Below are 20,720 nucleotides of genomic sequence, written 5' to 3' on the forward strand. Positions count from 1 at the left end.
CGAAGAATCGTCCTGAGGTCAAAGGCGAGGCTCCAAAAGCGCCGCCGATCGTCGTGAGGTGACTGGCGTCGCCCGGAATCACGCCCAACGAAGAACCCGGGGGAAGGCTGGTCGCCTTCCCCCGGGTTTTCGATTAGCGCCGAGGCGCTAGGTCACTGCGGTGTCAGTCGCTGCTGCCGCCGGAGCCATTGCCGCCGCCGGAGCCTTCGCCGCCGCCGTTTCCGCCATTGCCGCTGCTGGCGCTCGGACCGGATGGGCTGGAGGAGTCAGCGGCAGAGCCGTTGGACTTGCCTCCCAGACCGATCCGCTTGGTGATCGAGTTGGTCAGCTTGTCCACACGCTTGGTGATGCTGTTCTGCAGCTTCTCAGCCCGCTGCTGAATCTTGCTGCCAACACTGCTGCTCGCCGAGCGTGTGCTCGACTTCGGTGCCTGGGTGCCGGGAGCCTCGCCATCGGCCTTCGCGCCGTTGGCCAGCTCAGAGGCAAGATTCGCGGGAGCCTCAGCCCTGTCCTTCAGGCGGCCCGTGCCGTCCCCCTCATCGCCTTCATTGGTGGGGTTCGCAACATTCGTTCCCTGGATGTCGGCAGTCGGAGTCAAATCCTGAGACTTCTTCTCGCTGCCGGTCTGGGTCGGTGCAGCCGCGACTGTGAGGGCGAGGTTGCTTGGGAGTGCACCAGGATCGCCGTTCCTGTTCGACGTATCTTCGGGATCGGGCCGCTCGGCAGTGAGCGTCTTGTTGATTTGCTCGGGCACCTGGCGCGTGAAGAAATCGAAGGTGCTGTTCACAGTGAAGATGCCCGGGAAATTTTGTCCCGTTCCGACGGAACCCTGCTCCCTCACGAACTTCGGAATGTAACCGACGAGGAATGCGCCGGTGATTTTCGCCGGTGCGTTCACGAGCTCGCTGGCCGCGGTCTCGAAATCTCCGCCTTGCACCGCTCCGGCGAAGGTCTCAACGATCTCAAGCGTCTGGAAGACGGTGGTAACCTGCGGGGCGAGAACGGCCCGCGCGAAGTTGCCGATCATTCCACGGTTCAGTAGTCCATATGAGGCCCAACCGGGTCGCTGCTGAGAATCGAACGCCTCGTCCATCCACGAAGCACCCAGGATCCTCGACAAGGGTTCCACACCGAGATCGTCGAAGAAATCTCCTGGCACGCGGAATGCGTCCAGCATCGATCCGCGGAAGTCTGACAATCCGGCAGTCAGGAACCAGTAGTTGATCTCACTGTAGGCACCGAATGGGTCGCCCGCTGCAAGTAGGGCCGCGGAGGCCTGCAGGACCTCGGGAAGCGCCTCGACGGCTTCCTGGATCTGGTCGAAGAGGCCTTCGCCTGCGTTGCCGATTCTCTCAACGTAGTCCGGAATGTTGGCCGCAACTGTCTGGTAACGCTCCGGATCCGCCAAGTTGCGGAAGCTGTTGACGAACTGAGCCTGAACGTCGGGGTCGCTGAAGGTCTCAGCAAGCTGCTCCCACTGCTCTGACGAGCCCTCGAACAACTTCTGTAGCTGGAGCGAGAGGCCTTCCTGGACGACCTTCGGCGATCCGTCCGGGTTAGTGAAGACCACCTCGTAGCCGTTGAACACGTCCTGCCAAACCTCCAGCGGATTCTGGAAAGCCGTCAGCCCATAGGCATCCGCCCGGGCCTGCTCGATCCGCTGGATCTGGACATCGGAAGACGCCATCGGCGAGACCACCGACGGGGTGATGGCAAGGGCGCTGGTGGCGGCGATGGCGACGCCGGCGGCCAGGTACTTGGCCCGGTTGCGGACCGGGGCGGGGGACTCGAGCTCCGTGGTCGACGCTCGGCGGGGTGACTGCAAGATTCTTCTCCTTGAGAGCAGCTGGAGGTTCGCTGGAAAGTTCCTGTGAACCGTCTGGAGGTTAGCTGAGCGTTGCCTATCAAACAATAGGTACGGCTAACCTAAGTAATCGACATGTGTCAAACCTCACCGCTGTAGCAAAGGTTTGGCTTAGCTAACGCCGCTTAGGCCGTGCAATACTCCGAGGACCATGACTGCACCGGTGTGGATGGCGGCGCCGCCTGAGGTTCACTCGACCCTGCTCAATAGCGGGCCGGGCGCTGGTCCGTTGCTGGCCGCAGCCGCCTCCTGGACGTCGCTCAGCGCCGAATATGCCGACACCGCAACGGAACTCAGCGCTGTGCTGGCCTCGGTGGAAGCGGGTTCCTGGGAGGGTTCGTCGGCGGCGCAGTACCTGGTGTCGCACCTGCCCTTCCTCGCCTGGCTGTCCCAAGCGAGTACGAACAGCGCGGCGCTGGCCGCCCAGCACGAGACCGCCGCCGCCGCGTACAGCGGCGCGGTGGCGACCATGCCGACCATGGCCGAGCTAACCGCCAACCGGACCACCCAGGCGGTTCTTGCCTCCACAAATTTCCTGGGGATCAACACCGTCCCCATGGCGATCAACGAGGCGAACTACATCCGGATGTGGATTCAGGCCGCCGCCACCATGGCCGCCTACGACCTGACCGCGGGCACGGCCGTGCGTTCCGCGCCGATCACCGATGTCGCCCCGCCGATCCTGGCCGTCGGCGACGGGGACGCCACCGCCAATGTCATGTCGGCCCGCGCCATGAGCACCGCCGCCGACTCCGGGTTCCGGATCCCCAACCCGCTCTATGACTGGCTGGTGGCCAATGACCCGATCGACAAGTGGCTGGCCGGCGTCTCCGAGCACTTCCACGGCATGTACGTGCAGCTGCGCGACATCATCTTCGACCCGATCAACACTGCGATCCGGTTGGGCGAGGCGATCGCCAGCGAGGGCCTCGGCGCGATCGGGCCATCCGGATCGATGGCCAATGTGTTCTTCTTGTTCGCCTACGGCGCTGTCTTCGCGCTGATCGGCACGCCGCTATACCCGGCGTTCGCCGCCCCCGCGGCGATCGCCCTGCCGATCGCTCTGGGTCTCGGTGGCATGGGCAATTACCTCGACGCGTACGCCGAGCCGCCGGCCGAGGCCGCCCCCGAGCAGCCGCAGCTGGCCGCCAGCGTTCCGGCGGGCAACCCGACGCCGACGGCCGGCGCCACCGCCACCGGCGGGGCGTCGTCCGCGACGACGCCCGCGCCCTCCCCGGCGCCGACGACCCCCGCCCCGGCGAGCCCGACCGTCGTCTACGCCGTCGGCGGCGACGACCCGGGCATCGGCTTCGGCCCGGGGTTGCGCAGCGGCGCCCAGGCCGCGGAGTCGGCCTCGGAGTCCGCCTACGTCGGCGCGTCCGCCGCAGCCGCCGCGGCAGCGGCCGCCCGACGCAAAGCCCGTCGCAAGCGCCATCAGGGCGGCGACGCCAACGTGCGCGCCTACCGCTACGAATTCCTGGACGCCACACCGGATCCCGAGCCGACGGAACCGGAGCGACCCACCGTCGTCGCCGGCGGCAAGGGCGCGGGAACCGTCGGGTTCACCGGCGTCACCGGACCCAAGCACCTCGGCGTCGCGGGCCTGACCGTGCTGGCCGCCGACGACGAGACTCCCGTCGAACCGATGCTGCCCAGCGACTGGGAGCGAAACTAGTCTCCGGGCGGCACGCTCCCGTCGTCCTCGGACCCTTCGGCGAGTGAGAACACAGGGACGCTAGTGAGAAACGTTGGCGCACAACGTTATCGAGTGAGAATCTAGGCACGTTGGTGAGACCTCAGGTACCTCAGTGAGAAACCCGGGATGGGTTTTTCATCGATTGAGGCCTGATGGTGGGGCCTACTCGAACAACGTGTCCCTAGGTTCTCAGTCGATGAAAACGGCCTACCTCATGTCTTACCAACCGACCTCACGTCTCACTAACCGCCATCACGTCTCAGCCGATGGCGCTGCCGCCAACAGTTCTCACCAACCGCCAAGAGTTCTCAGTCGATGGGTCGACGGCACCGCGCCCAGACCAAGGACAGGCGCGCCAGAGCAGACCCCGACTAAGCCGTCAGCAGCGGGGCCATCCAGTCCAGCTCGGCGGACAACTGCGAGCTCCAGAACGCGCCGTCGTGCCCGCCCGGGGAGGCGCCGCCGGCCGGCGGGCTGGGCAGCTGCGCGATGAAATCCTGGGTGGCGTCGTAGAACGGGTCGTCGTAGCCGATGTCGATGCGGATCGGGATGCCTGCAAGCCCCGGCATGCCGAACACATTGTTGGCGGCGAAGTCCTCGGGCCCGTCGAACGCCCCGGGCGCGCTGGCGCCCGAGGACAGCCACAACGCCGGGCTGACCGCGGTGATCGCCGCGGTGCGACCCGCGCCCAACCTGCCGCCGAGCAGCAACGCGCCGTAGCCACCCATCGACCAGCCCAAAAACGCCACCCGCGAGGTGTCCAGGCCCTGCTCGGCGAGCAGCGGCAGCAGCTCGTCGAGCACCATCGCGCCGGAATCGTCGCCGGAGGCCCGCTGGTGGAAGTAGCCGTTGCCGCCGTCGACGGAGACCACCGCGAACGGCGGCAACCCGGCCGCCACCGCCTGAGCCAATCCGTTCTCCACTCCGCCGGCCATCACCGAGGCGGCGTTGCCGTCCTTGCCGTGCAGCGCGATCACCGGCCGCAGCGGCCCGCCCTGCCCGGGCGGGCGGGCGATGGCCCAGTTGACCTTCGTGCCGCGGCGCGCGGTCGAGATGAACGATCCGGTGGACATGGTGGGCGCCGGGGCGGCGAACGGGACCGGGGCGCCCAGCGAACTGACCACGGCCGCGCCGGCCAACCCGGCGGCCGCGCCGAACCCGAGTCGCAAGGCGGTGCGACGGCTGATGTCTGGCATGGCGGCAATCATGCCACCGACCGCCGGAAGCGAAGATTGGTTACCGTCCAGTTTTTCAGAAAACCCCCAGCGTATGGCGGTGACTGGCAGCATTGTTCCCCGTGACTGCGGCCGTCACTCCCAAGGGGGAACGCCGGCGGGACGCGCTCGTCAGCGCCGCCGCCGACTTATTGTGCGAGGGTGGGTTCGACGCGGTCCGGCACCGCGCCGTGGCCGCCCGCGCCGGGCTGCCGCTGGCGTCGACGACCTACTATTTCGATTCCCTGGACGAGTTGATCGCGGCCGCCGTGGAACACATCGCGCTGCGCGAGGCCGAACTTTTGCGCGCCCAATTGGACCGGCTGTCCCGTCGTCGCCGCGGACCGGAGTCGACCGCCGAACTGCTCGTCGACCTGCTCGTCGACGACGACCCGGCAGGCGCGCGACTGATCTCCCGCTACGAACGGTTCATCGCCTGCGCCCGGCAACCCGGACTGCGCGATGTGCAGCGCCGGATCCGCCGGCTGCGCGCCGACGCCGCCAGCGAACTCGTCACCCGCTGCGGCCGTCGCGCCCGCGCGGAACTGCTGACCGCGCTGGTCTGCACGGTCGACGGCGCGGTGGTCTCGGCGCTGGTCGAGGAGTTGGAGAGCCCACGGGCCACCGCCCGCGCCACCCTGATCGACGTTATCGACGTGCTCGCGCCGTACGAGCTGACGGTGCGCCGGTAAATCCCGCGCCCGTAAACTTCCTCGCCGTGAGCATTCCCAACGTCCTGGCCAACCGCTACGCCAGCGCCGAGATGCGCGACATCTGGTCGCCGCAGAACAAGATCGTCGCCGAACGCCGGCTCTGGCTGGCGGTGCTGTCCGCCCAGGCCGAACTCGGCGTCGCTGTGCCCGACGGCGTCGTCGACGACTACCAGCGCGTGCTCGAGCAGGTCGATCTGGACTCCATCGCCGCCCGCGAGCGGATCACCCGCCACGACGTGAAGGCGCGCATCGAGGAGTTCAACGCGCTGGCCGGCCACGAGCAGGTGCACAAAGGCATGACCAGCCGCGATCTCACCGAAAACGTCGAGCAGCTGCAGATTCGGCAGTCCCTGGAGTTGGTGTTCGCCCGCGGTGTCGCCGTCGCCGCCCGACTGACCGCCCGCGCCGTCGAGTACCGCGCCCTGGTGATGGCCGGGCGCAGCCACAACGTCGCCGCCCAGGCCACCACGCTGGGCAAACGGTTCGCCTCCGCGGCGCAGGAGACGCTGATCGCGCTGGACCGGATCGCCGAGCTGATCGACCGTTACCCGCTGCGCGGTATCAAGGGCCCGATGGGCACCGCGCAGGACATGCTGGACCTGTTCGACGGCGACACCGCGCGCCTCGCCGACCTGGAGCGACGGGTGGCCGCCTTCCTAGGCTTCGCCGCCGTGCTCGACAGCGTCGGGCAGGTGTACCCGCGCTCGCTGGACCACGACGCGCTCTCGGCGCTGGTGCAGCTGGGGGCCGGGCCGTCGTCGATGGCGCACACCATCCGGCTGATGGCCGGCCACGAGCTGGTCACCGAGGGGTTCGCGGCCGGGCAGGTCGGCTCCTCGGCGATGCCGCACAAGATGAACACCCGATCCTGCGAGCGCGTCAACGGCCTGCAGGTGATCCTGCGCGGCTACGCCTCGATGGCCGCCGAACTCGCCGGCGCGCAGTGGAATGAGGGCGACGTGTTCTGCTCGGTGGTGCGCCGCGTCGCGCTGCCCGACGCGTTCTTCGCCATCGACGGGCAGATCGAGACGTTCTTGACCGTGCTCGACGAGTTCGGCGCCTATCCGGCCGTCATCCAGCGCGAACTGGACCGCTACCTGCCGTTCCTGGCCACCACCCGGATCCTGATGGCCGCGGTCCGCGCGGGCGTCGGCCGGGAGACCGCGCACGAGGTCATCAAGGAGCACGCGGTGGCCGTCGCGCTCGCCATGCGCGAGGAGGGCCGCGACCCTGACCTGCTGGACCGGCTGGCCGCCGACGACCGGCTGCCGCTGGATCGCGCCGCACTGGACGCGGCGCTGGCCGACAAGGCCGCGTTCACCGGCGCCGCCGCCGACCAGGTCGACGCCGTCGCCGCCCGGGTCTCCGAGCTGGTTGAGCGGTATCCGGACGCCGCCGGATATCGACCCGGCTCGATCCTGTAGCCGACTACCCTGGCCCCAATGGACCAGGGCAGTTACCGCACCGCTGATAAACCGTACGAGCGCGACACCCGCTACATCGAAACCCGCATCACCCGGGACGGCCGCGACGGTTACCCGGTGGAGCCGGGTCGTTACCGCCTGATCGCCGCGTACGCCTGCCCGTGGGCGACCCGCACCATCATCGTCCGGCGACTGCTCGGCCTGGATGACGCGATCTCCCTGGGTCTGTGCGGGCCCACCCACGACAGCCGGTCCTGGACCTTCGACCTCGACCCCGATGGGGTAGACCCGGTGCTGGGAATCCCGCGGCTGCAGGACGCGTACTTCGCCCGGACACCGGGCTACTCGAAGGGCATCACCGTCCCGGCGATCGTCGACGTCGGCTCGGGCGCGGTGGTGACCAACGATTTCGCGCAGATCACCATCGACTTCGAACTCGAATGGGTGGACTTCCACCGGCCGGGCGCCCCGCAGCTCTACCCCGAGGACCTGCGCGCGGAGATCGACGAGGTGAACGCGGTGGTCTACCGGGACGTCAACAACGGCGTGTATCGGTGCGGTTTCGCCAGCTCACAGCAGGCCTACGACGCCGCCTACGACCAGCTGTTCGCCGGGCTGGACTGGGTCAGCGAACGGCTCAAGGGCCAGCGGTACCTGGTAGGTGACACCATCACCGAGGCGGACGTGCGGCTGTTCACCACCCTGGCCCGATTCGACCCGGTCTACCACGGGCACTTCAAATGCAATCGGGAGAAGCTCAGCGAGATGCCGGTGCTGTGGGCGTATGTGCGCGACCTGTTCCAGACCCCGGGATTCGGCGACAGCACGAACTTCGCGCAGATCAAGCAGCACTACTACGAGGTGCACCGCGACATCAACCCGTCGGGCATCGTGCCGAAGGGCCCGGACCTGCGGAACTGGTTCAGCCCGCACGGGCGGGAGAAGCTCGGCGGCCGCCCGTTCGGCGCCGGAACCGCGCCGGACCCGCTGCCCACCCCCGCCGGCTGACGTCCTACGCGCGCAGCCCGGCCGCCCGCAGTTCCAGGGAGACCAGGCCGCTCATCGTCGCGGGATCCTGGGCGCGCCAGCCGCCGACCGGGTCGGGGCTGATCGCCACCAGCCGTCGCACCGGGCGGTTGGTCAGCGCTCGCAGCGCCAGCAGTTCGACGCCGGCCGGGCTTGAGGCCAGGCTCAGCGCCAACCGTTTGCGCCGGAAGAAGCGCGCCCGCAGGTACAGCCACGGCCCGCCGACGGCGAGGATCGGCGCGGCCGCCACCGCCAACGCCAGCAGCCAGGCCAGCCAGGTGGCGGTGGTGGTCAGCGTAGATCCGGCGTCGGACAGTTCCAGGGCGGCCCGGGACGCGGCGTCCAGCGGCGCGGCCAGCTTGTCGCCGACCAGCGGCACATTGTCGACGCTGTCCCCGGCGGAGTTCAGGCTTTCTGAGATGCCGGTGGCCCCGCTCTGCACCTGACGGCCGACGTCGGCGATCGTGTCGATGGCCGCGTGCACGAACACCCCGACCATCACCCACACCACGATCCAGCCGATGACCAGCACATCGGAGAGGAACTGGCCGGCGAACCGGTGCGGGCGGCTGGCGTAGGGCAGATACCGCGAAGTCATGAGTCGATCCCAACACGAATCGGCGCCGTGCGGTGTCGATAGGCTGGCCGAATGCGTCCTGCGTTGTCCGACTACCGCCATCTGGCCAGCGGAAAAGTCCGCGAGCTCTACGAGGTCGACGAGCACACCCTGCTCTTCGTGGCCTCCGACCGGATCTCCGCCTACGACTACATCCTCGACAGTGAGATCCCGGACAAGGGCCGCATCCTCACTGCGATGAGCGTGTTCTTCTTCGGACTCATCGACGCGCCGAATCACCTCGCCGGCCCGCCCGATGACCCGCGGATCCCCGACGAGGTGCTGGGCCGTGCGCTGCTGGTGCAGAAGCTGGACATGATGCCGGTGGAGTGCGTCGCCCGCGGCTACCTGACCGGTTCCGGGCTGGTCGACTATCAGCGCACCGGATCGGTGTGCGGAATCGCGCTGCCGGCCGGGCTGGTCGAGGCCAGCCGGTTCGACGAGCCGCTGTTCACCCCTGCCACCAAGGCCGAACTCGGCGATCACGACGAGAACATCAGCTACCAGCAGGTCGTCGACCTGGTGGGTGGCGTGCGCGCCGACCAGCTGAGCCGACTGACGCTGAGCACCTACCTGCAGGCCGCGGACCACGCGCTGACCCGCGGGGTGATCATCGCCGACACCAAGTTCGAGTTCGGCGTCGACGCCCACGGGGTGCTGCGGTTGGCCGACGAGGTGTGCACCCCGGACTCGTCGCGCTACTGGGACGCCGCGAGCTACCAGCCCGGTGTGGTGCAGTCCAGTTTCGACAAGCAGTTCGTGCGCAACTGGCTGACCGCGCCGGAAACCGGCTGGGACCGGGGCTGCGGCGCCCCGCCGCCGTCGTTGCCGCCGGAGATCGTCGCAGCCACCCGGGACCGTTATATCGAGGCATACGAACGGATTTCGGGTCTGCGGTTCGCCGACTGGCTGAGGCCGTCCGCGTGAACCCGCCGGTCGCCAAGCGGGTCGAGGTCCAGCGCGTTCACCACGGCGAGGTGTTCGTCGACCCGTACGAATGGCTGCGGGACAAGGACAACGCCGAGGTGATCGGCTACCTCGAGGACGAGAACAGCTACGCCGACGAGGTCACCGCCGGGCTGGAACCGTTGCGGGACAGCATCTTCGACGAGATCAAACGGCGCACCAAGGAGACCGATCTGTCGGTCCCGACCCGCCGCGGCGACTACTGGTACTACGCCCGCAGCTTCGAAGGCCGCCAGTACGGCCTGCAGTGCCGTTGCCCGGTCGCCGACCCGAACGATTGGGTCCCACCGGTTTTCGACGAGAACACCGAGATTCCGGGCGAACAGGTGATGCTCGACGAGAACGAACTCGCCGAGGGACATGACTTCTTCGCGCTCGGCGCGGCCGCGGTCAGCCTGGACGGCGAGGTGCTCGCCTACGCCACCGACACCGTCGGCGACGAGCGGTACACCCTGCGGTTCAAGAACCTGCGCACCGGCGAGCTGTACCCGGACGAGATCACTGGCATCGCCGCCGGGGTGACCTGGGCGGCGGACAACCGCACCGTCTACTACCTGACCGTCGACGACGCCTGGCGCACCGACACCGTCTGGCGGCACGCCATCGGCTCCGGGCGGCCCGGCGAGAAGGTGTACCACGAACCCGACGAGCGGTTCTGGCTCGGCGTCGGCCGCACCCGCAGCAACAAGTACGTGATGATCGCCTCCGGCTCCGGCGTGACCGCCGAGGTGTTCTACGCCGACGCCGCCGACCCGAAGGCCGAGTTCACCTCGATCCTCGGCCGCCGCGATGGGGTCGAGTACTCCGCGGAGCACGCCGTCGTCGGCGGCGAAGACCGCTTCCTGATCACCCACAACGATGGGGCGGTGAACTTCACCCTGACCGAGGCACCGGTCAGCGACCCGTCGTCGCAGACCACGCTGATTCCGGGCAGCGACGACGTCCGCGTCGAAGGCGTCGACGCGTTCGCCTCGCACCTGGTCATCAGCTACCGCGGCGACGGGCTGCCGCGCAGTCAGCTGTGGCCCATCCGCGCCGACGGGAGTTACGGCGAGCCGTCGGATCTGGGATTCGGCGCGGAGCTGGAATCGGTTGGCCTGGCGGGGAATCCGAACTGGAACCCGGTGCGGCTGCGGTTCGTGTCCACCTCCTTCGTCACCCCGATGCGGGTCTACGACCTGGATCTGTCCACCGGCGAGCGGATCCTGCTCAAGGAGCAGCCGGTGCTCGGCGGGTACAACCCGGATGACTATGTGGAGCGCCGCGATTGGGCCGTCGCCGACGACGGCGCCCGGATCCCCATCTCGGTGATCCACCGCCGCGGAGTCGAGTTCCCGGCGCCGACGCTGCTGTACGGGTACGGGGCCTACGAGTCCTGCGAGGACCCCCGGTTCTCCATCGCCCGGCTGTCCCTGCTCGACCGCGGCATGGTGTTCGCCATCGCGCACGTCCGCGGCGGCGGGGAGCTGGGCCGGCTCTGGTACGAGAACGCCAAATTGCTGGCCAAGCGCAACACCTTCACCGATTTCATCGCGGCCGGCCGGCACCTCGTCTCCTCCGGGGTGACCGAGCCGTCGCGGCTGGTGGCTCTCGGCGGCAGCGCCGGCGGGCTGCTGATGGGCGCGGTGGCCAATATGGCGCCGGATCTGTTCGCCGGGATCCTGGCGCAGGTGCCGTTCGTCGACCCGCTGACCTCCATGCTGGACCCGTCGCTGCCGCTGACCATCACCGAATGGGACGAGTGGGGAAACCCGTTGGCGGACAAGGACGTCTACGATTACATGGCGTCCTACTCGCCGTATGAGAACGTCGCCGCCAAGGACTACCCGGCGATCCTGGCGATGACCTCGCTGAACGACACCCGGGTGCTCTACGTGGAGCCGGCGAAGTGGGTGGCCGCGCTCCGGCACACCAAGACGGATGCGACCCCGGTGCTGCTGAAGACCCAGATGACCGCTGGCCACGGTGGCATCAGCGGGCGGTACGAGCGCTGGAAGGAAGTCGCGTTCCAGTACGCCTGGCTGCTCTCCACTTCTGGGAACGCCGGGTTCGACGAGCGAGGAACGAGCGAGGAAGAGGCCCGGGGCATCGGTTCCACCGGGTTCGACGAGCGAGGAACGAGCGAGGAAGAGTGAGGTGCCGGGAGTTTCTCGGACAGTGGACCCAAAGTAGGATTGGGGTTACTGAAATGGAGTTGTTGTGGCTCAGAAGAATACACGGTACACGCCTGAGTTTCGGGAGGCGGCGGTCAAAGAGGTGATCGACTCTTCCCGGCCGATCGCGGATGTGGCGCGTCAGTTGGGGATCGTGGAGCAGACGTTGGGGAACTGGGTGAAGAAATATCGCGCGACCCACCCCGCGGTGGAGCAGGAATTGTCGATTCCGGAGCGAGCGCGGCTGAAGGAGTTGGAACGCGAAGTTCGAGAACTCCGGATGGAGAATGAATTTCTGGGAAAATCGGTGGCCTTCTTCGCGAAGAAGTTCCGGTGAGCGCCAAATACGCGTTCATCGCTGGCGAAGAAGGCAACTATCCGATCAGCTCGATGTGCCAGTGGGCGCGAGTGTCACGCTCGGGCTACTACGACTGGCGCGACCGCGAACCGTCAGACCGGGCCCTGCGCCGGGAGGCACTGGCCGCTGAAGTCCAGTTCGCGTTCACCCACTCCGATGGCACCTACGGCTACCGCCGTGTCCATGCCCAGTTGGCCCGCTGGGGCACCGTCGTCGACCCCGAGACGGTCCGCTCGATCATGGTCGAACTGGGCCTGGTGGCCTGCCAACCACGCCCGTTCCGCCCGGTCACCACGATCGCCGGCGATGCCGGCGACCTACCCGACCGGGTGGCTCGGGATTTCACCGCCACCGCGCCCGGGCTCAAACTCGTCGGCGACATCACCTACATCCGGACCTGGGAAGGATGGCTGTACCTGGCCACCGTGCTCGACTGCTTCTCGAAGAAGGTCCTCGGCTACGCGATGGCCGACCATATGCGCACCGAGCTGGTCGCCGACGCGCTGCGCATGGCGGCCCGCAATACCGAATTCACCCCTGGAGTGACGGTGTTTCATTCCGACCGCGGGGCGCAGTATCTTTCCGCAGAATTCGCCAACGTGGCCAAGGAACTGGGAGTGCTCCGATCTGTCGGGCGGACGGGTATTTGTTACGACAATGCATGGGCCGAGTCGTTCAACGGCACACTGAAAAATGAACGGGTCTACCGTACCCAATACCCGACGCGAGAACACGCGCGGAAGGACATCACGGGGTACATCGAACTTCGATACAATCAAATCCGCCTCCACTCCGCGATTGGATATCGAACACCCAATGAGCTAGAATCGGAATGGTTCGCTCGCGAGAGCGCGGCGTAAGGAAACCAAGAAATTCACTGTCCGAATTTTGTCGGGCCCCTCAGAGGCCCGGGGCATCGGTTCCGAGGGGTAACCGGAAAGTCGCCCGTTGTCGGCGTGTCCGCCACCAACTGGTCACCCGGGAGGACGACACTGCGTTTGTGACAGGTCGCCTGATCGTCTCGGTTTCCGGGATCTCCGACCAGACACTGCCCCAGGTGGCGTCCTTCTGTGACGCGCTGTCGGCCCGCGGCGTGCCGGCATCACTGCTGGTGGCCCCGCGGCTGCCCGGCGGGTATCGGCTCGACGCAGACCCGGAGACCGTCGACTGGCTGCATTCCCGGCGCGACGGCGGTGACGCCGTGTTGCTGCATGGGTACGACCAAGCGGCCACCAAGGCCCGCCGCGGTGAGTTCGCGGAACTTGGCGCGCACGAGGCAAAACTTCGGCTGATGGCCGCCGACCGGGTGCTCGAACACCTCGGACTGCGGACGCGGCTGTTCGCAGCACCGGGCTGGGCCGCCTCGCATGGTGCGGTGAAAGCGCTGCCGCAGTGCGGGTTTCGTCTGCTCGCCGGACCGGGGGAGGTTTCCGACCTGGTGCGAGGTCGCTCCGACCGGGGCCGAGTGCTTGGCGTCGGCGAAGGTTTCCTGACCGACCCGTGGTGGTGCCGACTGCTGGTGCTGTCCGCCGAACGGGTCGCCCAGCGCGGCGGCCTGGCGCGGCTGAACGTGTCCGCGCGCCGGCTGCCCATCCCCCTGGTCCGCAAGGCGATGCTGTCGGCGGTCGACGTGGCGCTGCAGAATGGGTGCGAACCCGCGGTATACCGCTGGGAGGCCGGGCGGGTGGCCCGCGCGGCCTAGATTCTCCCCGTTGCCCGTTGCCCGTTGCCCGTTGCCCGTTGCCCGTTGCCCGTTGCCCGTTCCCCGTTCCCCGTTGCTGTCGGCTCGCGGCTCTCGGGTGCGGCGTACCCGGAGGTTCCGGCGCGCCGCTCATTGAGTGCGGCTTCATGGCGGCGTTTCGAGACCTGGTGGCGGGCCACCTCATCGAGTGAGGCGTGAGGGCGGTTTGTGAGAACTGGTGGCGGGGTGGTTCATCGAGTGAGAAACCAGGTAGGGGTTTGAGAACTGAGGTGGCTCGGTGAGACGTGAGGGTGGTGATCTTCATCGAGTGAGACATGCGGGTGGGGGTTACTCGAACAACGTGTCCCTGGTTTCTCACTCGATGAAGATCGCCGCCCTGGTGTCTCACTTGCATCCCTGAGGCCTCACTGGCGTCCCTGGTTTCTCAATCGATGGGCGCCACCGCCCGGATGTCTCACAAGCCGCCATGAGTTCTCAGCCGATGCGCCCCGCCGCCGCGTCCGCGTGATTTGACGCACTCCGGCGGCGTCAGCTCCGTCGATGCGCCCCCGGCAGTCCGCCGCGCCCCCGGAGCAACCGCGCTGCTACGAACCGCCGTTCTGAGCGGCAGCGACGACGTCGGGCGCCACGACCGCGCGTCGGCGCACGACGACCCGGCCGCCGTCGGCCGGCGCGGTGGCGATACCCCGGGAATGAATCTTCTCGGCTGGCGATTCGGTGGGCTCGATGTCGAATCGGGTGAGGACGGTTCGCAGGGTCGTGTCCATCTCCATGTTGGCGAACGCCGCGCCGGGGCAGCGCCGCACTCCGCCGCCGAACGGGATCCACAGGTTGGTGTCCGGGTGCCCGCCGAGGAACCGGTCCGGAGTGAAGCCGTCCGGTTCGTCGAAGTTGGCGGGATCCTCGTGCGTCAGGCCGATCGCGACGATCAGGTGGGTGCCCGCCGGAAGCACCCAGGGCCCCAACTGGATCGGCACGCGCGCCACCCGGATGGTCAGGTCGACGACGGGCCGGTTGCGCTGCACCTCCCAGATCACCGCCTGGCGCAGCTCCCCGCGGCCGGCCGCCGCCTCCTCCGACAGTCGGCTCAGCAGATCCGGGCGCCGGCGAATCCGCTCGAAGGCCCAGGCGAGGGTGGTGGCCGTCGTCTCGTGCCCGGCCGCCAGCAGGGTGAGCAGCTCGTCGGCGATGTGCTCGTGGGTGATGGCGCTGCCGTCGGGGTAGCGGGCCCGCAGCAGCAGGGACAGGATGTCCTCGCGTTGTTCGAAGTCCGGGTCGGCCAGCGCGATCGCGATGAGTTCGGCGATGATCTCGTCGTAGCGGCGGCGAAGTCGCTGCACCCGGCCCCACGGGCTCCACGGGCCGAGGTCGACCCGCAGGAACGGCGGTAGCACCGCCTGCTGCGCTGCGGACTCCACCGCCTTGGGCAGCTTGTCGGCGAGTTCGTCGAGCAGCGCGCCCTCGGCGCCGAACACCGCGCGCAGGATCGCCTTGACCGTGATGCGCATCATCGACGGCATGGTCGGGAACTCGGCGCCGTCGGGCCAGTGCGCGGTCTCGCGCAGCACCTCCTCCTCGATGAGGCCTTCGTAGCCCCGCATCCGCGTCCCGTGGAATGCGGGGATCAGTAGTTTGCGTCGCTGCTTGTGTTGCTCGCCATCGAGGCTGAAGGTCGATCCGGGCCCGAAGATCTGACCGAGGTTTCCCGCTCGGCCCACCAGATCGGGGCCGGCGGTGAACACCTCTTTGATCAGCGCCGGATCGCTGAGCGCCACCGTCTGCCCGAAGATCGGCAGGTTGAGCGTGACGGCGTGGCCGTAGCGGTCCGCGACTGCGCGCAGTCCACGGCGGCGGTTCAGCAGGAACGCGCCGGCCTGCGCGGCTTTCGGCAACCGCGGTCCGGGTGGCAGCCGGACGGGGTCGGTGGTCTGCTGGGCCATGGCGCCGCCTCGAACGATTGGTACGTATGGGTACCACCTGACGGTACGTCGCCGGTCGGCCGTGGTCAACGGCCTCGAGTCGCGGAAGGAAGGGAACCGTACGCCGGCCCGGCTGCGGCGACTCATCCATGCCGCAGCACCCCGAAATCCTCGCCGCGGACCTGCTGGCCGACGCTCTCGCGGACGTGGTCTGCGATCTGGCCCTGCCGCCCGTCACGCTGATCGGCAACTCGGTCGGCGGGTTCGCCGCCGCCCGATTGGCCATCACCGACCCAGGCCGCGTCGATAAGCTCATCCTGGTCCAGGCCGGCGGATTCACGCCGCTCAACGCGGCCATACGGGGCTTCTCCCGCGCGATGGGAACCCCGACGGTGCTGCGCACGGTCTTCCCCACGAATCGTGGCCGGCTATATGAAGGCTCAGAGTGACCTTGACCGTCAGGTCCAGGCCCGGGCCATCGAGCGGGCCTGCTCTCCGCAGAGGCGCGTGCTCGCCGCCGCACTGTGCCGCTCTCCTCGGCCCCCGACCGATTCCTCGCCATCGTGGAATCATTACTGAGTTAGCCTGAGCCGCATGGACGCAGACGTCATCGTGGTCGGAGCGGGGCTGGCGGGCCTGGTGGCCGCCTGCGAAGCGGTGGAACGCGGCAAACGCGTGCTCATCCTCGATCAGGAGAACCAGGCCAATATCGGCGGCCAGGCGTACTGGTCGTTCGGCGGCCTGTTCTTCGTCGACAGCCCCGAACAGCGCCGGGTCGGCATCCACGACAATTTCGAACTCGCGCTGCAGGACTGGATGGGGACCGCCGGCTTCGACCGCGACGAGGACTATTGGCCGCGCAGGTGGGCGCAGGCTTATGTGGAGTTCGCCGCGGGGGAGAAGCGCAGCTGGCTCAAGCAGCGCGGGCTGAGGATCTTCCCGGTCGTCGGTTGGGCCGAACGCGGCGGCTACGACGCGCTCGGGCACGGCAACTCGGTGCCGCGGTTCCACATCACCTGGGGCACCGGACCCGCGCTGGTCGACATCTTCGCCAGCCGCCTCTTTGACAACCCGCGCGTCACTTTCGCCCACCGCCATCGCGTCGACGCACTGATCACCGACCAAGGCGCCGTGACCGGCGTGCGCGGCGCGGTGCTGGAACCTTCTGACACCGCGCGTGGGGTGGCGTCGAGCCGAAATGTGCTGAGCGCGTTCGAGTTCCGCGCGCCCGCGGTGATCGTCAGCAGCGGCGGCATCGGTGGCAACATCGAGCTGGTCCGCAAGAACTGGCCCAAACGGCTCGGCAAGTTCCCCGGCCAGATGCTCACCGGCGTGCCCGCTCACGTCGACGGCCGGATGATCGGCATCACCGAAGCAGCCGGCGGCCGGGTGATCAACCGCGACCGGATGTGGCACTACACCGAAGGCATCACGAATTACGACCCGATCTGGCCCAACCACGGCATCCGCATCCTGCCCGGGCCGAGTTCATTGTGGCTCGACGCGACGGGCCGACGGCTCCCCGGCCCGCTGTACCCCGGATTCGACACCCTCGGCACCATGGCCCACATCACCCGGTCCGGACACCCGTACACCTGGTTCGTGCTCAACGCGCGGATCATCGAGAAGGAGTTCGGACTCTCCGGTCAGGAACAGAACCCCGATCTGACCGGACGTAGCGTCAAGCAGGTGCTGGCCCGGGTGCGCCCCGGCGCCCCCGGCCCGGTGCAGGCGTTCGTCGACCGCGGCGCCGACTTCGTCACCGCCACCACGCTGCGCGAGCTCGTCGACAAGATGAACGCGCTGTCCGACGTGACGCCGCTGGACTACGCGACGGTGGAATCCGAGGTCACCGCCCGGGACCGCGAGATCGCCAACAAGTTCACCAAGGACGGTCAGATCACCGCGCTGCGCGGCGCCCGGGCCTACCTGCCGGACAAGCTGTCCCGGGTGGTCGCCCCGCACCGCATCACCGACCCCAAGGCCGGCCCGCTGATCGCGGTGAAACTGCACCTGTTGACCCGAAAAACATTGGGCGGCTTGGAGACCGATCTGGACTCCCGCGTGCTCGGTGACGACGGCGACCCCATCCCGGGCCTCTATGCCGCAGGCGAAGCGGCCGGCTTCGGCGGAGGCGGGATGCACGGCTACCGGTCGTTGGAAGGAACCTTCCTCGGCGGCTGCATTTTCAGCGGCCGAGCGGCGGGCCGGGCCGCGGCGCGGGAGAGCTAGCCCGCGATACGCTGAACTCGGCTACTCCGCGCTGCCAGCCGCCGGACGCCGCCATTTGGAGCAGCTCATGTCCACCAGCATCCGGTGACGTGGATGGTGTCCACCCGCGCCTTCACCGTCCCCGAGGACACCCGCGCCCGCATCGCCTCTTGCGCCGACCTCGCCCAGCTGGACATCTGGCCTGACTTAGGACATTACTGGTCGGTAGCTTTGGGTGCGTCGCGTTGACCTGCAGGTTCGTTCGCTGGGGTGGATGGTTTGGGGTACTAAGCGGGTAGATTCGTGCGGTGGCGTACGTGCGGAAGGTGCGCACCGGCTCCGGCGCGGTGGCGGTGCAGGTGGCCTGCAAGAATTCCGGGAAAGTCCAGGTCATCGCCCATGTTGGATCTGCTCATACCGATGCTGAGCTGGGGATCCTGTTGGAGAAGGCCCGGCAGCTGGTGCACGGGGACCAGGAGGCGCTGGACTTCGAAGCCCCGGCCCGCTCAGCTCGGGTCGAGGATGTCGCCGACTACCGGCGACGAATCCTGCCTGCGACCGGCACGTCGAGTTGCGCGGGAGCGCCGGCGCCGCCGGGCCGGACGGTCGGCACTTGCTCGAGGTTGCTCTATGACACCCTCGCCGCGGTGTATGACTGGCTCGGGTTCGACGCGGTCGATGATCCGGTGTTCCGGGATTTGGTGATCGCCCGAATCGTGGAACCGACCAGCAAACTTGATTCCCTGCGGGTGCTGGCCGATCTCGGCGCGGATGGGCGCTCGTATCGGACGGTGCAACGTCACCTCGATGAGGTCGGGCCGAAGAAGTACCGCGACACCATTGCTGAGAAGTGCTTCGCCTACGCGCGTGACTGCGGCGGCCTCTCGCTCCTTTTGTATGACGTCACCACGTTGTGGTGGGAAGCTGAGAACGAGGACGGACTACGCAAAGTCGGGTACTCGAAAGACCGGAAGGTCGACCCTCAAATTGTGGTCGGACTGCTGGTCGACCGGACAGGGTTCCCTCTCGAAATCGGTTGCTATGAAGGCAATACCGCCGAGACCACCACCATTGTGCCGGTCGTGCGCGGGTTCCTGGAACGCCACCAGCTCACCGACACCGACATGGTCGTGGCCGCCGACGCCGGCATGTTGTCTGCCTCGAATCTCAAGGACCTCGATGAGCTGGGGCTCTCGTTCATCGTCGGTTCCCGGGCAACCAAGGCGCCAGCTGATCTGGAGTCCCATTTCCACTGGAACGGTGACGCGTTCACCGACGGCCAAGTCATCGACACCGTCACCCCGCGGCACGGCAACAACAAGTGCGTCAACGACCGAGCAAAGCGCGCTGAACCCGTGTGGGACCCCGAGGTCCATTCGGCGGCCTGGCGGGCGGTGTGGGCGTACTCAGCCAAACGGGCCCGGCGAGATCAGAAGACCCTTGCCGCTCAGGAAGCCCGCGCCAAGGCCATCATCGACGGAACGCAGCCGGCGAAATCAGCGCGGTTTGTCAAAGTCAGCGGCAAAGACCGACACCTCGATGACTCCGCACTATCTCGGGCGAAATCCCTTGCGGGACTGAAGGGTTACATCACCAATGTGCCGGCCACGGTCATGCCGGCGGACGAGGTCATGGCGAAGTACCACGATTTGTGGCACGTGGAGAAGTCATTTCGGATGTCGAAGTCCGACCTGGCCGCCCGCCCGATCTGGCATCGCCAACGCGAAACCATCGAAGCGCACCTGACGATCGTGTTCGCCGCACTGGCCGTCTCGCATGCCGTTCAATCCCGGACCGGGTACTCCATCGCCAAAGTCGTCAAAGGCCTACGGACACTGCGCAGCGCGACCATCGCCATCAACGGCGTCACCCAGACGTTCCCACCCGATGTGCCCGCCACCCAGCGCGAGATCCTCGAACACCTCGGACTGGCGCCCTGAACGCCAAATATCCTTACAAACGCCACCGCGCCGGGTCGAAAATCGGGAAATCGGGGTACTAAACCAAATGTCCTAACTCAGGAGGACACCCGCGCCCGCATCGCCTCTTGCGCCGACCTCGCCCAGCTGGACATCTGGCTCACCCGCGCCGCCACCGCCGCAGATATCGATGGCATCCTCGACTGACCCAGAATCGTGGGCGCATACGACGCTCGCCGATCCTGAACGCTAAACCGCGAACGGCGCTTCCGGCTCCAGTACCCGAAAGTCGGTGTCGCACATGTCGTTCAGCCGGCCGTAGAAGATGCCGCGGGCATCGGCGGTGATGATTCCCTGATGGATCGGCACCGCATGCTCGGGGGCCACCGCGCGCAGGTACTCCACCGCTTCGGACACCTTCATCCACGGCGCCGCGGCCGGGGTGGCCAGCACCCGGACCGGCTCGCCGGGGGTGAACAGCGCGTCGCCGGGATGCATCAGCGCGGCCGGGTGCTCGTCGTCGCCGACCAGGTACGAGATGTTGTCGATCACCGGGATCTCCGGGTGGATCACCGCGTGCCGCCCACCGGTCCCGCGCACCGTCAACCCGCCGATGGCCAACGAGTCGCCGACGTTGACCGGTTGCCAGTCCCCGCCCAGCAGAGCCGCGGTCTGCGGGTCGGCGTAGAGGGCAGCGTCCGGGTTCGCCGCCACCAGCGCCGGCAGCCGCTCCGGGTCGGCGTGGTCGGGGTGCTGGTGGGTGATCAGGATGGCGTCCAGACCGGTGATGCCCTCGAAGCCGTGGGAGAAGTTGCCCGGGTCGAACAAGATGGTCGCGTCGGCGCGGCGGAAGCGCGCGAGCAGGCAGGAATGGCCGAAATGCGTCAGTTCCATGCCCGCGATTGTCCGCCGGTAGAGTGAGGCGCGCACCCCATCTGG

Annotated in this window: 15 protein-coding genes and 1 pseudogene; 11 read left to right on the top strand and 5 right to left on the bottom strand. The window is 67.7% G+C overall.

Features of this window, described 5'->3' with window-relative positions:
- Window positions 1-163: 163 nt before the first annotated feature.
- Entirely contained in the window at window positions 164-1,825 is a 1,662-nt protein-coding gene (locus tag L2Z93_RS02055; RefSeq protein WP_128111844.1) for a hypothetical protein, read from the bottom strand.
- Window positions 1,826-2,015: 190 nt separating this feature from the next.
- Here L2Z93_RS02055 and L2Z93_RS02060 point away from each other — a divergent pair, with 190 nt between their 5' ends.
- Window positions 2,016-3,539 carry a PPE family protein gene (locus L2Z93_RS02060; protein ID WP_090593221.1) on the top strand — a complete coding sequence of 508 codons (1,524 nt, stop codon included), beginning with the start codon at window positions 2,016-2,018 and terminating at the stop codon, window positions 3,537-3,539.
- Window positions 3,540-3,931: 392 nt separating this feature from the next.
- On the opposite strand, the gene L2Z93_RS02065 is transcribed toward L2Z93_RS02060, so the two are convergent.
- Window positions 3,932-4,768, bottom strand: coding sequence for an alpha/beta hydrolase (locus L2Z93_RS02065; protein ID WP_090593218.1), 837 nt, complete (start codon window positions 4,766-4,768; stop codon window positions 3,932-3,934).
- A gap of 80 nt (window positions 4,769-4,848) precedes the next feature.
- Here L2Z93_RS02065 and L2Z93_RS02070 point away from each other — a divergent pair, with 80 nt between their 5' ends.
- From L2Z93_RS02070 to L2Z93_RS02080, 3 genes are read left to right on the top strand one after another with little or no spacing between them, the layout of a single operon-like run.
- A complete protein-coding gene (locus tag L2Z93_RS02070; RefSeq protein ID WP_162562033.1) occupies window positions 4,849-5,466 on the top strand; it encodes a TetR/AcrR family transcriptional regulator in 618 nt (205 codons plus the stop codon).
- 26 nt (window positions 5,467-5,492) lie between these two features.
- Window positions 5,493-6,911: an adenylosuccinate lyase gene (gene purB, locus L2Z93_RS02075; protein WP_090593212.1), complete on the top strand. Its 1,419-nt coding sequence runs from the start codon at window positions 5,493-5,495 to the stop codon at window positions 6,909-6,911.
- An 18-nt stretch (window positions 6,912-6,929) separates the two neighbouring features.
- The gene (locus tag L2Z93_RS02080; protein ID WP_090593209.1) at window positions 6,930-7,919 is read left to right on the top strand and encodes a glutathione S-transferase family protein; all 990 of its coding nucleotides are present in this window, start codon (window positions 6,930-6,932) and stop codon (window positions 7,917-7,919) included.
- A 4-nt stretch (window positions 7,920-7,923) separates the two neighbouring features.
- On the opposite strand, the gene L2Z93_RS02085 is transcribed toward L2Z93_RS02080, so the two are convergent.
- Entirely contained in the window at window positions 7,924-8,535 is a 612-nt protein-coding gene (locus L2Z93_RS02085) for a hypothetical protein (protein WP_090593206.1), read from the bottom strand.
- Between the two features lie 51 nt (window positions 8,536-8,586).
- Here L2Z93_RS02085 and L2Z93_RS02090 point away from each other — a divergent pair, with 51 nt between their 5' ends.
- The 4 genes from L2Z93_RS02090 to L2Z93_RS02105 all read left to right on the top strand — a co-directional run bounded on the left by L2Z93_RS02090 (window position 8,587) and on the right by L2Z93_RS02105 (window position 13,732).
- The gene (locus tag L2Z93_RS02090) at window positions 8,587-9,480 is read left to right on the top strand and encodes a phosphoribosylaminoimidazolesuccinocarboxamide synthase (RefSeq protein WP_090593203.1); all 894 of its coding nucleotides are present in this window, start codon (window positions 8,587-8,589) and stop codon (window positions 9,478-9,480) included.
- On the top strand, window positions 9,477-11,654 hold the full coding sequence (locus L2Z93_RS02095; RefSeq protein ID WP_193438963.1) for a S9 family peptidase: 2,178 nt from the start codon (window positions 9,477-9,479) through the stop codon (window positions 11,652-11,654). Before L2Z93_RS02090 ends, L2Z93_RS02095 begins: the two co-directional genes overlap by 4 nt.
- Before the next feature lie 64 nt (window positions 11,655-11,718).
- Window positions 11,719-12,890, top strand: a protein-coding gene (locus L2Z93_RS02100; protein ID WP_409347462.1) for an IS3 family transposase whose coding sequence is annotated in 2 segments (ribosomal slippage) — window positions 11,719-11,971 and window positions 11,971-12,890 — 1,173 coding nt in all. Because the reading frame shifts where the segments join, the coding sequence is not laid out codon by codon here.
- Between the two features lie 140 nt (window positions 12,891-13,030).
- On the top strand, window positions 13,031-13,732 hold the full coding sequence (locus L2Z93_RS02105) for a DUF2334 domain-containing protein (RefSeq protein ID WP_090593194.1): 702 nt from the start codon (window positions 13,031-13,033) through the stop codon (window positions 13,730-13,732).
- A gap of 584 nt (window positions 13,733-14,316) precedes the next feature.
- Here the strand turns inward: L2Z93_RS02105 and L2Z93_RS02110 are convergent.
- On the bottom strand, window positions 14,317-15,672 hold the full coding sequence (locus tag L2Z93_RS02110) for a cytochrome P450 (protein ID WP_090593191.1): 1,356 nt from the start codon (window positions 15,670-15,672) through the stop codon (window positions 14,317-14,319).
- A gap of 107 nt (window positions 15,673-15,779) precedes the next feature.
- Here L2Z93_RS02110 and L2Z93_RS02115 point away from each other — a divergent pair.
- The 3 genes and pseudogenes from L2Z93_RS02115 to L2Z93_RS02125 form a co-directional block, all read left to right on the top strand.
- Window positions 15,780-16,100, top strand: a pseudogene (locus tag L2Z93_RS02115) (alpha/beta fold hydrolase); the annotation flags it as partial.
- 145 nt (window positions 16,101-16,245) lie between these two features.
- Window positions 16,246-17,883: an FAD-binding dehydrogenase gene (locus tag L2Z93_RS02120; RefSeq protein ID WP_090593184.1), complete on the top strand. Its 1,638-nt coding sequence runs from the start codon at window positions 16,246-16,248 to the stop codon at window positions 17,881-17,883.
- Between the two features lie 287 nt (window positions 17,884-18,170).
- On the top strand, window positions 18,171-19,802 hold the full coding sequence (locus L2Z93_RS02125; RefSeq protein ID WP_099541445.1) for an IS1634 family transposase: 1,632 nt from the start codon (window positions 18,171-18,173) through the stop codon (window positions 19,800-19,802).
- Between the two features lie 228 nt (window positions 19,803-20,030).
- Here the strand turns inward: L2Z93_RS02125 and L2Z93_RS02130 are convergent, their stop codons facing one another.
- Window positions 20,031-20,675: an MBL fold metallo-hydrolase gene (locus L2Z93_RS02130; RefSeq protein ID WP_090590376.1), complete on the bottom strand. Its 645-nt coding sequence runs from the start codon at window positions 20,673-20,675 to the stop codon at window positions 20,031-20,033.
- Window positions 20,676-20,720 lie beyond the last annotated feature (45 nt).

Origin of the sequence: Mycolicibacterium brumae (genome assembly GCF_025215495.1) — a bacterium.
GTDB classification, from domain to species: domain Bacteria; phylum Actinomycetota; class Actinomycetes; order Mycobacteriales; family Mycobacteriaceae; genus Mycobacterium; species Mycobacterium brumae.